Source organism: Pseudomonas sp. KH_021 (assembly GCF_057838865.1).
Map to the genome: position 1 here is coordinate 4013543 of NZ_CM174477.1, position 15408 is coordinate 4028950.

Below are 15408 nucleotides of genomic sequence, written 5' to 3' on the forward strand. Positions count from 1 at the left end.
CCTGTTTCCAAGGCAGGCCCTGTGCACAATAATCGGGCAGCACCGCCCGGATGCACCTCAGACCATTGTCGCAGGCAGCACCCGCTCATCGGCGGCGCATGGCACTATGCGCCGCCGCAGAATAATAATTCGATCGCCTGCGCCGGCAGTCTGGGCCGCAGGGGACACCCGTGGAGGTTTCAATGCCAGTTGCACATGACGGGGTTCTTACCTCCAGAACCTCCACCAAATATGCCTGCCCAAAATCCGCCGAGAGCCATCTGCCACGCTCGCGCCTGCTGCAGCAAATGGCCCAGGCCGACACCACGCGCCTGATCCTGATTCGCGCCGCCGCAGGCTTCGGCAAGACCACGCTGATGCAGCAATACCGTGAACATTGCCTGGCGACCGGTAAACTGACGCTGTGGATCAACCTTGAGCCCGCTGATAATGCGTTGCCGCGGTTCCTGCGCCTGCTGGTCGATGGCTTGGCGCCGTTTCTACCGCTGGTCCTGGAGCCGGACTCAGCGCCCCTGATCGACGACCTGCTCGAGCAGATGGCTGCCAGCCCCCTGCCCTTTGCCCTGTTGCTGGACGAAGTCGAGGTCATTCAGAACCCCGAGGTGCTCGACTTCCTCCAGCAACTGGTAGAGGTGATGCCGTCGGGCAGCGTCCTGGCCATGGCCTCGCGCGCCACCCCCGCCATTGGCCTGGGCCGCATCCGTGCCCGTGGCCAGTTGATGGAAATCAGGCCGGGGGACCTGCGCTTGACCCCGGAAGAATCCATGACGTTTATCCGCGACAAGCGCCAGATCCCGCTGCGCGACAACGAGCTGGCCACTTTGTACCGGCGCACTGAAGGCTGGATTGCCGGTTTGTACCTGGCCAGCCTGTCGCTCAAGGATCGCGACGACCACGCTGCCTTCATCGACTCGTTCTCAGGTTCCAACCTGGAGTTGGCCGAGTACCTGACCGAAGACATCCTGATGCGCCAGAGCGAAGACTGTCGCTTGTTCCTGATGCAAACCAGCGTTCTCGAAGAGTTCTGCGTACCGCTGTGCCAGGCGGTAACCGGGCGCAGCGACAGCGCGGCGATGCTCGAACACCTGGACCGCACCAACCTGTTCCTGGTGCCTGTGGACAGCCAGCAACAGTGGTTCCGTTACCATCACCTGTTTGCCAGTTTCCTGCGCCACGCGCTGGAGCGCCTGCATCCCGATCAAGTCAAGGGCCTGCACCAAACCGCGGCCCACTGGTTTTTCAGTGTCGAGCAGCCCATTCCGGCGATCGAGCATCTGTTTAGCGCAGGCCTGCACGACGAAGCCGCCAAATGCCTGAACCAGCACCTGGACACCCTGATTGCCATCGGCCGCACACGCCTGCTGCTGCGGTGGCTGGACCGCATTGCCGAGCCAACCCGGGAAGCCTACCCCGACCTCAGCAAGTCCTATGCCTGGCTGCTGGCCACCACCACACGCATGAAGGACGCCATGCACGTCGCCCGCCGTCTGGAACAGGTGAGCGGACCTGACTACGCCTACGTCGCCCAGGTGTTGCACTGCCTGCAACTGGGGGCTACTGATCACGCCGAGCAGTGCTGCAGCTTGGGGCTGGCGCTGCTGGCCAGTATGCCCGCCGATGAAGTCGAGCTGTACATGGTGCTGGCAAGCTCAGTGGCCATGAACCTGGTAGCCAATGGCCGCTACGACGAGGCCCGCCACTTGTTGTCGACAGCACTGCGGCGAGATCCTCGGATCAACGTCAGCTTCCTGCGCCATACCTTCAGCGTCAACGAGAGCATCCTCGACCTTATCCAGGGGCGCTTGAGCAACGCCTTGGTACGCATGCAGAGTTCGGTGGAAACCCCGCACAGTAGCGGCCAGCGCAAACCCCACGAGGCCAAACTCTCGCTGGATATCTTCAACGGTTTGCTGATGTACGAGATTGCCGCCTTCGATCAGGCGCAGGCGCACCTGTCGCGCTGCCTGTACTTTGCCAAGCAGGTGATCTCCCCAGAGAACCAGATCATCACCCATGTACTGACGGCGCGTATTGCCTACAACAATGGCGACCGAACTACCTGGATGCGCTGTCTGGTGGAGTTGGAGCAGATTGGTCAACAGGTCGGCTCCCGTCGCTTGCAGTGCTCGGCCTGGCTGGAACGGGTGCGAGTGGCGATTCTCGAACAGCGCCTGGATGTGGCTAGCCAGGCCCTGCACTCGGCCGAACTGAACGGCGACTGGGACCGGCCGGACTTTATTCGTTTTGCCAATGATGTCGACACCCCGAGTATCGCCCGCCAGCGTTTGCGCATCGCTCAGGGCGAAGGCGCGGTGGCGGCCAAATGCTTGCGCATCGCCATTGAGCAGGCCCGACAGTGGCAGCATGTGCGCCGCGAACTGAAACTGCACATTCTGCTGGCCATGGCCCTGGACAGCCTGCAGCAACCCCAGGAGGCTTTCCTGGCGCTCAACGATGCGTTGCGCCTTGCCAGTCACGAGGGCTTCCTCGGCACCTTTATCGAAGAAGGTGAACGCCTGGCTAGCCTGATGCAACGCTGGGCCTTGGCGGGCAAGCCGCGTTGCAAGGAATTGGGTATCGAGCCTGGCTTCGTCGACGACCTGCTACAGCACCTGGGGGCCCGCACGGGTGATATGGAAACGGTCCAGGACGACAACGGTGCGCATAAAGTACTGACCGGGCGCGAGTATCAGGTCCTCCAGCTCTTGGCTGTTGGCCTTAAGAACCGCGACATCGCCGAAAAGGTGTTCCTCTCCGAGTTCACGGTCAAATCGCACCTGCAGAAGATCTACGCCAAGCTCGACACCAAAGGCCGCACCGAAACCCTCGCCATTGCCCGGGCACGTGGCTGGATTGCCTGAGCCACACAAGGTGCCTGCCTTGGTTTTTTCTTTGCTCTTGAGATCGCGCGCCGCCCGCGCGGCGCATCGCCGGCTAAAGCCGGCTCCCACATTGGTTGCAACGTGCCATGGCCTGTGAGATTGGAGTTGTCAGCCACGCGCCCCCCACCCGAAACCACAAAAATCCAAAGCCGAACCACCAAGGCTAACAACCCCTACCCCACAGGCCATGGCACGTTGCAACCAATGTGGGAGTCGGCTTTAGCCGGCGATGCGCCGCGCGGGCGGCGCTCGATTTAGGCAACAGCGCAAAACCCAAGGCAAGCGCCTGGAAGCCTTAAAACGGTCTTCCTCCCGTCATTCACAGGGTGAACCGCAGAGTGCCTGTCAACAGATCGCATGAGCCACACAAGGTGCCTGCCTTGGTTTTTCCTTTGCTCTTGAGATCGAGCGCCGCCCGCGCGGCGCATCGCGACCAAGGTCTGCTCCCACATTGGTTGCAACGTGCCATGGTCTGTGAGAGTGGAGTTGTCAGCCACGCGCCCCCCCCGAAATCACAAAAATCTAAAGCCGAACCACCAAGGCTAACAACCCCTACCCCACAGGCCATGGCACGTTGCAACAAATGTAGGAGCGACGGGGGCGCCTAGACCTTGGTCGCGATGCGCCGCGCGGGCGGCGCTCGATTTTGGCAACAGCGCAAAACCCAAGGCAAGCGCCTGGAAGCCTTAAAACGGTCTTCCTCCCGTCATTCACAGGGTGAACCGTAGGGTGCCTGTCAACAGATCGCATGAGCCACACAAGGTGTCCGCCTTGGTTGTTCCTTTGCTCTTGAGATCGAGCGCCGCCCGCGCGGCGCATCGCCGGCTAAAACCGGCTCCCACATTGGTTGCAACGTGCCATGGCCTGTGAGAGTGGAGTTGTCAGCCACGCGCCCCCCCCCCGAAACCACAAAGACCTAAAGCCGAACCACCAAGGCTAACAACCCCTACCCCACAGGCCATGGCACGTTGCAACAAATGTAGGAGCAGACCTTGGTCGCGATGCGCCGCGCGGGCGGCGCTCGATCTCAAGAACAAAGGAAAAACCAAGGCAAGCGCTTGGAAGCCTTTTTACACAGCGGCCATCAGTTCGCTGTAGGCCTGCAGGTGATGGTCGTCATCACCCAACTGCCGCGCGACCATCAACAGGTGCTTGGCGTGATGCGACAGCACGTATTCCCAGGTCAAGCCGATACCGCCGTGCAGTTGAATGCCCTGGTCGGCGACATAGCGCGCCGCGCGGCAGACAACAAACTTGGCGGCAGCCAGGGTGCGACTGCGCTCATCGCTGTCAGGCTGGTCGGCCGCCGCAGGCCAAGGCACTGCGGCGGCGGGCAGTTACTGGTCGAAGACGATGACCGAGCGGGCCAGTTCGCCCCGCCGCAGTTCGTTGAAGGCGTCGTTGATCTGCTCAAGCTTGATGCGCTGCGAGATCATCTCGTCGAGTTTCAGGCGGCCCTGCATATAGAAGTCGGTGAGCCGTGGCAGGTCGACCGGGAAGCGGTTCGAGCCCATGAATGAGCCCTGGATACGGCGCTCGTGCAGCAGCATCAACGGGTCGATATCCAGTTTTACACCCGGTTTGATCATGCCGATGATGGTCGCGCAGCCGCCACGGGCGAGCATGGTGAACGCCTGTTCGGCGGTTTGCTTAAGGCCGATGCACTCAAAAGAATGGTGTACGCCGCCCCGGGTCAGTTCCTGCACCTGCTGGACCGGGTCGCCGTTTTTCGGGTTGATCACATCGGTGGCGCCGAACTGCCTGGCCAGTTCCAGCTTGGAGTCCTGCATATCGATGGCGATGATGCGCCCGGCCCCGGCCAGCGCTGCACCGTTGATGGTAGCCAGGCCGATACCGCCGCAGCCGATCACCGCCACCGTCTCGCCAGGACGGACTTTGGCCGTGTTGAATACCGCGCCGGTACCGGTGGTGACCGCACAGCCGAGCAAGGCCGCGCGGTCCAGGGGCATGTCGCGGCGAATGGCAACCAGGGCGTTCTCATGCACCAGCATCTGCTCGGCATAGGCCGACAGGTTGATGAACTGAGTCATCGGCTTTTGCACGTAGGTCAGGCGCGACTCTTCGCCCTTGCCACGCTTGGTGTCTGGCGATACGCACAGCGACAGGTGGCCGGTGACGCAGTGTTCGCAATGGCCGCAATAGGCCGACAGGCAGGTCACCACATGGTCACCCGGCTTGACCGTGCGCACCAACGAACCGACCTGTTCGACAATGCCTGAGGCTTCGTGGCCCAGCACCACCGGTGCCGGGTGGGGATAGTGGCCGTCGACAAAGTGCAGGTCGGAATGGCAAACACCGACGGCAACGGTGCGAACCAGTACTTCGCGCGGGCCGGGCTTGCTGATACCCACCTCTTCGATGGTCAAGGGCGAGCCAGGGGTATGGAATACGGCAGCTTTCATATTATTGTTCTCTTTAATAGCGGGGCCGGACAGTGACGAGGGCGATTCAGCGCTTGATCAGTGAGCCGACCAACTGGCGCACCTGATCGGTATAGGGCGGACGCATCAGGTCCGGGCTATCGGCGGCACGTAGCACGGCCTTGGCGTGGCTGAAGGTACGGAAGCCATCGAAGCCGTGATAGGCGCCCATGCCACTGGCACCGACACCGCCGAATGGCAAAGTCTCAACGCCTGCGTGACGCAGTACATCGTTGACGCACACGCCACCGGACGTGGTGCGGTTGAGTACGAAGGTTTCTTCCTCGGCATGGTTGCCGAAGTAGTAGAGCCCCAGTGGCCGCGGACGGCTGTTGATGTAGGCGACCACGTCCTGAATGTCGTTGTAGGGCTTGATCGGCAGCAAGGGGCCGAAGATCTCGTCCTGCATGACCTTGAGGCTGTCATCAGGGTCGATCAGCAAGGTCGGCACGATTTTGTGGTGGGGCTGGTCGGCAAAGTTTTCCTCGGCCGGGTTCAGTTCGAGGATTTCCACACCGCCAGCGCGGGCTTCACTGAGGTAATCCTGCAGCCGCTGAAAATGCCGGGCGTTGATCACCGAGGTGTAATCCGGGTTGTCCTTCAGAGACGGGTACAGCCTGGCCACCGCCGCTTTGGCCAAGCTGACGAACTCTTCCACCTGCTCCTTGGCGACGAACACATAATCCGGGGCCAGGCAGATTTGGCCTGCATTGTGCAGTTTGCCGGTGATGATCTTGGTCACTGCCGCTGGCAGGTCAGCAGAGCGGGATATGATCGTCGGCGACTTGCCACCCAGCTCCAGGGTCACCGGCACCAGGTTCTCGGCCGCTGCGCGCATGACCTGCTTGCCGATGCTGGTGGCACCGGTGAACAGCAGGTGGTCGAACGCCAGCCCACAGAACGCTTGGCCGACAGCGGCGCCACCGGTGACGATGGCCACTTCGTCTTCGGCATACACCGTGGGGAAGATCCGCGCGATCACGGCGTTGGTGTTCGGGTTGAATTCTGACAACTTGATCATCACCCGATTGCCCGCCGCCAGGGCGCCGGCCAGGCCATTGAAGATCATGTTGCCGGGAAAATTCCAGGCCGTGAGGATCCCGACCACACCCAGCGGCTGGTACCGCACCCAGGCTTGGCCGCGGTCGGTGTGGCGCGGCTCATCGGCCATCCACTCGGCAACCTTGCTCTTGGTGTACTTCATCGATGCCAGGGGGCTCAGTACGTCGAACATCCGTGAGAAGTCCTCACTGCGATGACCGAAGTCGGCGACCAGGGCAGCAATCAGCTCCTCGTGGTGATCCACGAGCAGGCCGATGGCACGATCGATCAGTTCGCAGCGCTGCCCGGCGGTCCAGGGCTCATTGGCGAGGCTCGCAACACGTTGTTTTTCCAACAGGGCACGAACGTCGACACCACTCAGGTTTTCTTGGGCACTCATGCGGTTTCGTCTTCCTTAAAAAGGGATCGGTTCGAGAGCTGCCAATCGCGTATAGGCGCCGTTACACTCACGGCTAGAACCGCGATTCGGGGGCTGCTCTGGATGTTTGATACTAGGAAGGCCGACACCGCCCCGACGACAACCAAAGGTAGGATGCATGGAAGGTTTTCAACGTAGTTCCAACGAACCAGTACAGGGAGTAGTGCCGTTCATTCGACCGGGCAAATTCCTTGCGCCGTCGTACCTTGCGGGGCGACTGGAACGCCCTGCCCTGCTTCCTGGCGAGCACCAGCAGGACCTGCGCCTGCTGTTGATCAGCGCCTGCGCCGGCGCAGGCAAAACCACCCTGCTCGCGCAGTACCAGGCGCAGAGCCTCGCCGAAGGCAAGCGGGTGTTGTGGTGCACGCTGGACGAGACGGACAACGACCTGCCGCGCCTGCTCGCGACCCTGGGGCGCGGCTTGGGTGAGCTGGGCCTGGCGGCCAATAGCTTTGGCACCGCCGACCCAGCCCAGACCCTGCTGGAGCAAATCGCCACGTGCCCGGACGCCTTTGCGCTGCTGCTGGACGACGTCCAGGCCATCGACAACCCTCAGGTACTCAGCTTTTTCCAGCAATTGCTCACCATGCTACCCACCCACGCCACCCTCGCCCTGGCCTCGCGCAGCACTCCGGCGCTCAACCTGGGGCGCTTGCGTGCTCAAGGTCAGTTGCTGGAAATCGGCAACGAGGCGTTGCAGCTGAGCCTTGAGCAAGCCGGCCAGTATTTGCGCGAGGTCCGTCAGCTGTCATTGAGCCAAGATGACATCACCAGGCTGTACCAGCGCACCGAAGGCTGGATCACCGGCCTGTACCTGGCCTCGCTGTCGTTGCAGCGCCACGACGATGCGCCAGCGTTTATCGATGCTTTCAGCGGCGCCAGCCCGGCATTGGCCGAATACCTGGCTGAGGATGTGCTGGCAAGGCTTGATGAAGCCAGTCGCCAGTTTCTGCTTGAGACCTGCGTACTGCAGCAGCTCACTCCCGCCCTGTGCGATGCCGTCGGCGCGCGCAACGACAGCCAGGCCATGCTCCAGGCCCTGGGACAAGGCAACCTGTTCATTGCCGCAACCGACGAACAACGCCACACGTTTCGTTATCACGGCCTGTTTGCCGAGTTCCTGCGCCACACCCTGAAGCAACGCCATCCCGACCGGTTCACGCAGTTGCACCACGACGCGGCGCGTTGGTATTTCGCTGCCGACCGCCCTGTAGAGGCGCTGGAACACCTGTTCGCCGCCGAGGATTTCGATGAAGCCGCCAGCCAGTTGGTCCTGCATATCGACACATTGCTCGAGAACGGTCACGCCGGCCTGTCGATGCGCTGGCTGGCGCGTATCCCCGAGCACATTCGTGAGCAACACCCCGGCTTGGGCATCGCCTACGCCTGGGCACTGACCCATGCCCGTCGCTATAAAGAAGCCCTGCACCTCATGGAAAGCCCGGCATTGGCTGACCAACCCCACCATGTTCGCTGCCTGTTGCTGCTGATCAACGATCGGGTCGCTGAGGCCATGCAAACCAGTGAGGAACTGCTGAAGCGTTTGCCGACGCATTCCGGCTCAGCCTTTAGGGTCACCGCCTTCGTGCTCGCCTCTTGCATGCTCTTCAGCGGTCGTTACGACGAGGCCCGGCAATTGCTTGGCAGCGATAAACTGCGTGAAGCCCAAGGCGAGTCGCCCTACTTGCGGGATGTCACCGATGGCCTGGAGGCCATGCTGGATATTACCCAAGGGCAGCTCGACAACGGCCTAAGCCGATTGCTGGCCGCCCACCGACGCAATCGAGAGACGCTGACCGGCACCTCGCCGCTCGGTTTCCCGCTGGGCTTTCCGGTGTTGCAGACCACTTTGTGCCTGGTGATGTACGAAACCGACGCCCTGGAGCAGGTGCAACACAAACTCATCGAACTGTTGCCCTACGCCCGGGACTATGGGGGTCCGGATTCGTTGATCACCACCCATGTGCTGTTGGCCCGTATCGCCTACCTGCACGGGGATCGACCGGGGTGGATGCGCTACCTGGCCGACCTGGACCAACTGGGTCGAATCGCCGGTTCCACCCGTATTCTGTGTTCCACCTGGCTTGAGCGAGCGCGCGTCGCCACCCTGGAAAAACGCCTGGACACCGCCGACCATGCCATGCGCTCGGCCGAGCAACTCAGTGATTGGGACCAGCCTGGGGTCGTGATGACGGCCAACGATGTGGACACCCCCTTCATCGCTCGCCAGCGCCTGAATATCGCTCAGGGCGTCAGCAACCCGGAGGACATCCAGCAAGCCCTGGAGCAAGCGTTACAGCGCAATCAGCACCGACGCGCGCTGAAGCTGCGCCTATTGCTGGTATTGGCTTTTGAAGCTCACAAACAGCCTGCAGAGGCCCTGGAGCAATTGACCCGTGCCTTGCGTGCCGCCAGTGCAGTGGGCTTTATCCGTACCTTTCTCGATGAAGGCGCCACCTTGGCGGCGGTGCTGGAACGTTGGTCAGTGACTTACCATGGCCAGGAAACCGCACTGGGGATCGAGGCCCGTTTCGTCGCCCATTTGCTGCAACGCAACCAACAAGCGGCCGCGCCACAAGCCAAAGCCGAGGACAGTACGCCCAACAGTCTGTCTGCGCGTGAATTGCAGGTGCTGCGCCTGCTCGCACTGGGTTATCGCAACCGCGAGATCGCCGAAAAAATGTTCCTCTCGGAACTGACAGTCAAATCCCACCTGCGCAAGATCAATACCAAGCTGGGCGCGGGCGGCCGTACCGAAGCCGTATCGATTGCCCGGACCCGAGGCTGGCTCGACTGATCGAGGGTCAGCAAGCCAAGGCCGTGTCGAGGAAATCGAGCAACTGCCTGTGCAGCACGGCCAGCTCTACACCTTCTGGATCGAGCAGAAACTGCAACATCGAACCGCGCAGCGTGCCGAGGATCAGCACGGCGCTGGCCAGAGGGTCAATGCCTGCGCGAATCTCGCCCTTGGCAATGCCTTCGCTGATGCAGGTGGCCAGGTGCTGTTGCACCGAGCGGTTGTACTGCGCCAGGATCGGCGCGGTTTCCGAGTCCTGGGTCACCGCTTCAGTCATCAATGACAACAGCGCGCGGCTGTTGACCCAGCCACTGTCGCTGCGCCCCAGGTAGACGCTGACGAAGCCCTTGAGCGCATCCAGGCCAGGACGCCACTTGGGCGCCTCGACCTGCACCAGGCTCATGAAGTTGTCATTGACGTACCCCGCCAGGGCCCGCAGCAGCCCGGCCTTGCTGCCGAAATGGTGAGTCGCCAGGCCACGGCTGTAGCCGGCCTCCTCGCCGACTTCAGACAGGGTCATGCCGACCCAGCCCTTGCGCGCCACGATCTCTCGCGCCGCCTGCAACAACCGTTGTTCAGCTTCGCAACGGCGCTCGGCCTGGGTACGGCGCGCACCGCCAGGGACAGTTTTATCAGCGGGTTCCATCGGGTATTTCCTTACTCACCAGTAAAAACGGGTTGGCGACGTTCGGCCATGGCACGGGTGCCTTCGGCAAAATCGGCACTGACGATCTGCCACTCCTGCTCACTGGCTTCACGGTCAATGATCTGGTCCACGGCATCGGCCAGGCCCATGCGCAAGGTTTCGCGACTCGACATCACAGCACCTGGCGCGCTGGCCGCGATTTCCTCTGCCAGCGCGCGGGCGGCCTGGCGCTCCTGGCCAGGCTCGGCCAGCACATCGGCAAGGCCAATGCGCACCGCCTCACGGCCATCGATACGCCGGCCAGTGGCAATCAGCAACGCAGCCATCTGCGGGCCGATCAAGCGCGGCATGGTAACCGAAATCCCGAAGCCCTGATGAATCCCCAGGCGGTTGAAGTTGGCCGAGAACCGGGCTTTTTCGCTGGTCACACGAAAATCACCGACCAGCGCCAGGCCCAGGCCACCACCCACTGCCGCGCCTTCGACCACACAGATCAGCGGTTTGCGGGTGCGGAACAGGCGCACAGCCGATTTGTAGACGCGCCGAGGGTATTGCGGGTCGCCCGCGTCGGCGCCAGAGAAATCAGCACCGGCGCAGAACACGTTGCCCTCGGCTTCAAGGATGGTCACCCGGCAGGCGGGCAATTGATCAAGGTAGTCGAGGGTATCGGCCAGGTCCTTGATCAACTCGGCATCAAAAAAATTCAGCGGCGGGCGGCCAAAACGCAAGGTCGCAACATGGCCGTCGAGCGCCAGGGTAAGGCCGCGGCCAGGAACAAAGGGGGATTGAGTAGACATGCACGCTCCAGATCTGAACACAGGAATAACGCCTGGCAGCCACTTGATTCGCTGTCGGAGTTGCTGCTAGCTTATTTACTTGCTATCCGTTCAGCAAGTTAGAAAACCACACCCGCCCCTTCAACGACATGAGCACAACGCCATGCAGGCACTCGATATCCGCCGCTGTCACCTGGACGCCAAGGCCAATACCTTGCGCGCCGAGGTGCGCGAATTTCTCGCCGATGCGCTCAAGGATTTCCCCCCCGAACAACGCGCACGCAACTGGAACGGGGCTGACCCCGACTTCAGCCGCAAGCTGGGTGAGCGCGGCTGGCTGGGCATGACTTGGCCCAAGCGCTACGGCGGCCATGAACGCAGCGCCCTGGAACGCTACGTGGTGCTGGAAGAGCTGCTGGCCGCTGGCGCACCCGTGAATGCGCACTGGATCGCCGAACGCCAGTCTGGCCCCTTGCTGATGAAATTCTCCCCCGACGTGCTCGCCCCTCGACTGTTGCCGGCCATTGCCCGAGGCGAGTTGCTGTTCTGCATCGGTATGAGTGAGCCAGACGTTGGCTCGGACCTGGCCTCGGTGCGCACCCGTGCGCAAAAGACCGAGGGTGGCTGGCGGGTCAATGGCAGCAAGGTCTGGACCACCGGCGCCCAGCGCTGTCACTACATGGTGACCTTGTTGCGTACCGGCCCCAAGGAGGCCGACAACCGACATGCCGGTCTCTCGCAGCTGCTGATCGACATGCAGGCCCCTGGCGTCACGGTGCGGCCGATCTACAACATGCTCGGCGAGCACGATTTCAACGAAGTGTTCCTGGAAAACGTGTTTGTTCCCGACGACTTCCTCATCGGCCAGCCAGGCGATGGTTGGAAGCAAGTGGGCGCGGAGCTGGCGCTGGAACGCAGCGGCCCCGAACGCTACCTCAGTTGCACCCAGCTGTACCTGGAAATGCTCGACGCCGCCGACCCCGAGGACGCCCGTCATCGCGTCAGCCTCGGCCGGGTCGCGGCGCGCTATGCCGCGTTGCGGCAGATGTCCCTAGGCGTGGCAGGCATGCTTGCCCGCGGTGAAAACCCGGCGACACCCGCGGCATTGGTCAAGGACCAGGGCGCGCTGCTCGAACAGTCATTGCCCGACCTTGCCCACGAGCTGTTTGGCGGCAGTCGCCAACCCGGCAGCTCTCTCGACCAGGTAATGCGTTACCTGACCCAAACCGCCCCGTCGTTCTCCCTGCGTGGCGGCACCCGCGAAATTCTTCGTGGAATCATTGCCCGAGGATTAGGCCTGCGATGAACCAGCCCATGAACATTGAAAACGCCGATAGCAGCGCCCCGTCGCCCTTGCAATCACTGATCGCCGACAGCGTTCAGCGTCTTTTTTCCGATCAGGTTACTCCCCAGTTGCTGGCGCGCTTCGAGGCCGGAGAACCGGCCAGTGAGCTGTGGCAACAGGTTGTCGACCTCGGCCTGCCCATGGCCCTGGCGGCCGAAGACGCCGGTGGCAGTGGCGCCAGCTGGCTGGAAGTCGCTCCGGTACTGCGTGCCCTGGGTTATTGGAATGTGCCGTTGCCCTTGGGCGAAACCATGCTCGCCGCCCTGCTGTTGTCCTGTGCCGGCCTGCCGGTGCCCGACGGTCCCATCAGCCTGATCCAGATCGGCCGCCTCGGCGATCTACGCCTGGACAACGACAACCTGCTGCATGGCCGTTGCATCAATGTGCCCTGGGCAGGCACTTGCCAGTGGGCAGCCGTCGCCGATGGCCAGGGCCGGGTGGCCCTGGTCGACCTCCACCAGGCCGAGGTCAGCCACGAAGCCGGGAGCAACTTTGCGGGCGAGGAGCGCGGCACATTGCAGTTTGCCGCGGCCCCGGTGCAGGCCATCGCGCCGCTGCAACTGGCCGATATAAACGAACCTGCCTGGGTACTCGGCGCCTTGGCACGGGCCTGCATGATGGTCGGCGCCCTGGAAGCAAGCCTCGACCAGGCGGTGGCCTACGCCAATGAGCGCGTGCAATTTGGCAAGGCCATTGGCAAGTTCCAGGCGATCCAGCAGCAACTGGCGCACATGGCCGGTGCCATTGGAGCAGCACGTACCGCGACCCAAGTCGCCTTGCACAGCGCTGCCCAACTGCTGCAGGCAGGAACAGATGAGCGCAGCAGCCTGGCATTCGATGTTGCGGTGGCCAAGGTGTGTGCCGGTGAAGCGGCTTCGCTGGCAGCGTCTGTCAGCCATCAGGTCCACGGCGCCATCGGCTTTACCCACGAACACAGCTTGCACTACAGCACCCGACGGTTGTGGTCGTGGCGCGACGAGTTCGGCAGCGATGCGCAGTGGGCCGATGTGCTTGGCCAGGCGGCCATCGCGGCGGGCAGCCAAGGATTTTGGGCGGGCCTGACTTCCCGCGATCTGGGCTTGCCAGCCCCGCCAGTGGAGAGCAACGCCCATGCCACTGCCTGACCCGTTGCGTCAGCGACTGCGCCTGCCAATGCTGGGCGCTCCACTGTTCCTTGCTTCGACCCCGGCGCTGGTTGCCGCCCAGTGTCGGGCCGGAATTATCGGCGCCATGCCTGCGCTCAATGCTCGCAGCCCGCAACAGCTCGATGACTGGCTGGCGCAACTCACCGAGCAACTGGCGGCTGTGCCTGCGCCGTTCGCCATCAACCAGATTGTCCGGCGCAGCAACACCCGCCAGGACCAGGATCTGGCGTTGCTGGTCAAACACAAGGTGCCGATCGTCATCACCAGCGTCGGTGCGCCGGGTGAGGTAGTCGATGCCGTACATGGCTACGGCGGCCTGGTATTCCACGATGTGGTCAGCGTGCACCACGCCCACAAAGCGGCCGAGGCTGGCGTCGATGGCCTGGTCGCGGTCTGCGCTGGTGCCGGCGGGCACGGCGGCACCCTCAACCCGTTGGCTTTCGTCAATGAGATACGCCGTTTCTTCAATGGCATCCTGTTGCTCGCCGGGGGCATCACCTCTGGAAAGGACCTGTTGGCCGCCCGCATCATGGGCGCGGACTTGGGCTACGTTGGCACGCGGTTCCTTGCCACCCAGGAATGTGAAGTCGATCCCGACTACAAAAAGATGCTGCTCGCCGCCAATGCCGACCAGATCGTCAACACCGCACTGTTCAGCGGCCTGCGTGCCAACTACCTGCGGCACAGCATCGTGCGCTGCGGCCTGGACCCGGACAATCTTCCGCCTGTGCCTGAACAAGGAGGAACCAGCGGGCACAATGGTCATAAATTATGGAAAGACATCTGGGCCGCCGGGCAGGGTGTTGGCAGCATCGACGATATTCCGAGCGTAGAGAGGCTGATCCAGCGATTCGAGCAGGAGTACCAGCAAGCCGCCGCCGTGATCCCTTGATGGATGTCCAGTTTTAAGACCACGAGCATCGGCATAGTCGGATGCGCTTCGGTTGCCGTCCGGTCCTCGATACGCTCGTTGATCGACTTTCTGGGCAAGACATTCGAATTAGAGCGACTCGTGGTCGCTTTATCTCAGCACGCTTCCTTGAATGGCTGAAAGGTGAAGTGGCGGCGACAGGCTGATCCCCTGGCCACTGACCATGGTAAAGCCTTCGTGCCTGAGCTTGGTCATCAGGTTCGACCAATGCGGCAGCCGTTCGGCCGTGCCGACCTTCTGCAACTGATTGTGCTCGAACCGATAGAGGTCAACGTCCCCGAAGGCGAACTGCAGCTCTAGGTCAAGGCGTTGAGCAATGGGAAGAATGGCCGGGGTGATGTTGTCCAGCAGTACCGGCGCTGCCGCGGTATCCGACCAGTAGCCGAGCACCATGTGCGCCTGTTTTGCCGAAGTCTGCACGGTGTAGACCAGACGCAGACTCTGCTCGGAAATGCCGAGCAGTCGCAAGGTGAAGTACTTGGCCAGGGCGAAGTCCTCGCAGTCGCCAGCGCCCTGCTCGAGGGTTTCCAGCGGCGAGGCCCAGTAGTCGACTTGCCCCCACACGTCTGAATCTTCGCCATAACGGATATGGCGATTGAAAAACGTATTCACCAACTGCAGTTTTTCAGCGTCGCTCAGTGCGGTCGAATCAGCGATCAGGGCATGCCAGTCCTGGAGCCGATGGGTGGCTTGCTCGTTTCGATGCGCGCTCGGTGTGGCTGCCGCGGCTTTGGCGACACCCACGATCAGCCCGCTACTCAACAGCAGGCCGAGCAGCATTTTCCGCCGGTGCTCCACCAAAATCGACACGAGAAAGTACAGTCCTATCAAGTAACTCTCCAAGGCACCATGGCATGTGACAAAAGATTATTGCTGAGAGAACTCAACAGGCATTTCCACCATAAGGCCTTGCCCGGTCAACAGGCAAGGTACGTCCGTCGGCTAACAGGAAAACTTGGCGGGGC

Annotated in this window: 10 protein-coding genes and 1 pseudogene; 5 read left to right on the top strand and 6 right to left on the bottom strand. The window is 62.2% G+C overall.

Going from position 1 to position 15408, the window contains the following annotated elements:
* The first annotated feature begins 182 nt into the window (after positions 1-182).
* Entirely contained in the window at positions 183-2861 is a 2679-nt protein-coding gene (locus AC3IX4_RS18425; protein WP_489256843.1) for a winged helix-turn-helix domain-containing protein, read from the top strand.
* A gap of 1091 nt (positions 2862-3952) precedes the next feature.
* Here the strand turns inward: AC3IX4_RS18425 and AC3IX4_RS18430 are convergent.
* From AC3IX4_RS18430 to AC3IX4_RS18440, 3 genes and pseudogenes are all read right to left on the bottom strand, one after another.
* A pseudogene (locus AC3IX4_RS18430) lies at positions 3953-4186 on the bottom strand (acyl-CoA dehydrogenase family protein); the annotation flags it as partial.
* 33 nt (positions 4187-4219) lie between these two features.
* A complete protein-coding gene (locus AC3IX4_RS18435) occupies positions 4220-5305 on the bottom strand; it encodes a Zn-dependent alcohol dehydrogenase (protein WP_489256844.1) in 1086 nt (361 codons plus the stop codon).
* 46 nt (positions 5306-5351) lie between these two features.
* Positions 5352-6764, bottom strand: coding sequence for a coniferyl aldehyde dehydrogenase (locus AC3IX4_RS18440; protein ID WP_489256845.1), 1413 nt, complete (start codon positions 6762-6764; stop codon positions 5352-5354).
* A 157-nt stretch (positions 6765-6921) separates the two neighbouring features.
* Between AC3IX4_RS18440 and AC3IX4_RS18445 the strand changes: the two genes are divergently transcribed.
* Entirely contained in the window at positions 6922-9600 is a 2679-nt protein-coding gene (locus AC3IX4_RS18445; protein ID WP_489256846.1) for a winged helix-turn-helix domain-containing protein, read from the top strand.
* Positions 9601-9607: 7 nt separating this feature from the next.
* Here AC3IX4_RS18445 and AC3IX4_RS18450 read toward each other — a convergent pair whose 3' ends face one another.
* Complete coding sequence (locus AC3IX4_RS18450) at positions 9608-10246, bottom strand: TetR/AcrR family transcriptional regulator (protein ID WP_489256847.1); 639 nt, start codon at positions 10244-10246, stop codon at positions 9608-9610.
* Between the two features lie 11 nt (positions 10247-10257).
* Positions 10258-11043 carry an enoyl-CoA hydratase/isomerase family protein gene (locus AC3IX4_RS18455; protein WP_489256848.1) on the bottom strand — a complete coding sequence of 262 codons (786 nt, stop codon included), beginning with the start codon at positions 11041-11043 and terminating at the stop codon, positions 10258-10260.
* 142 nt (positions 11044-11185) lie between these two features.
* Between AC3IX4_RS18455 and AC3IX4_RS18460 the strand changes: the two genes are divergently transcribed.
* The 3 genes from AC3IX4_RS18460 to AC3IX4_RS18470 are packed head-to-tail and all read left to right on the top strand — an operon-like array spanning position 11186 to position 14404.
* A complete protein-coding gene (locus AC3IX4_RS18460; protein ID WP_489256849.1) occupies positions 11186-12328 on the top strand; it encodes an acyl-CoA dehydrogenase family protein in 1143 nt (380 codons plus the stop codon).
* Between the two features lie 8 nt (positions 12329-12336).
* On the top strand, positions 12337-13491 hold the full coding sequence (locus AC3IX4_RS18465; protein WP_489256850.1) for an acyl-CoA dehydrogenase family protein: 1155 nt from the start codon (positions 12337-12339) through the stop codon (positions 13489-13491).
* The gene (locus AC3IX4_RS18470; RefSeq protein WP_489256851.1) at positions 13478-14404 is read left to right on the top strand and encodes an NAD(P)H-dependent flavin oxidoreductase; all 927 of its coding nucleotides are present in this window, start codon (positions 13478-13480) and stop codon (positions 14402-14404) included. The genes AC3IX4_RS18465 and AC3IX4_RS18470 overlap by 14 nt, the downstream gene beginning before the upstream one ends.
* A gap of 129 nt (positions 14405-14533) precedes the next feature.
* On the opposite strand, the gene AC3IX4_RS18475 is transcribed toward AC3IX4_RS18470, so the two are convergent.
* On the bottom strand, positions 14534-15274 hold the full coding sequence (locus AC3IX4_RS18475; protein WP_489256852.1) for a transglutaminase-like cysteine peptidase: 741 nt from the start codon (positions 15272-15274) through the stop codon (positions 14534-14536).
* Positions 15275-15408 lie beyond the last annotated feature (134 nt).

Coding starts and splice junctions, on each gene's coding strand:
- AC3IX4_RS18465 (WP_489256850.1), top strand. CDS start 12,337: ATGAACATTGAAAACGCCGATAGCAGCGCCCCGTCGCCCTTGCAATCA.
- AC3IX4_RS18445 (WP_489256846.1), top strand. CDS start 6,922: ATGGAAGGTTTTCAACGTAGTTCCAACGAACCAGTACAGGGAGTAGTG.
- AC3IX4_RS18460 (WP_489256849.1), top strand. CDS start 11,186: ATGCAGGCACTCGATATCCGCCGCTGTCACCTGGACGCCAAGGCCAAT.
- AC3IX4_RS18470 (WP_489256851.1), top strand. CDS start 13,478: ATGCCACTGCCTGACCCGTTGCGTCAGCGACTGCGCCTGCCAATGCTG.
- AC3IX4_RS18455 (WP_489256848.1), bottom strand. CDS start 11,043: ATGTCTACTCAATCCCCCTTTGTTCCTGGCCGCGGCCTTACCCTGGCG.
- AC3IX4_RS18435 (WP_489256844.1), bottom strand. CDS start 5,305: ATGAAAGCTGCCGTATTCCATACCCCTGGCTCGCCCTTGACCATCGAA.
- AC3IX4_RS18450 (WP_489256847.1), bottom strand. CDS start 10,246: ATGGAACCCGCTGATAAAACTGTCCCTGGCGGTGCGCGCCGTACCCAG.
- AC3IX4_RS18425 (WP_489256843.1), top strand. CDS start 183: ATGCCAGTTGCACATGACGGGGTTCTTACCTCCAGAACCTCCACCAAA.
- AC3IX4_RS18440 (WP_489256845.1), bottom strand. CDS start 6,764: ATGAGTGCCCAAGAAAACCTGAGTGGTGTCGACGTTCGTGCCCTGTTG.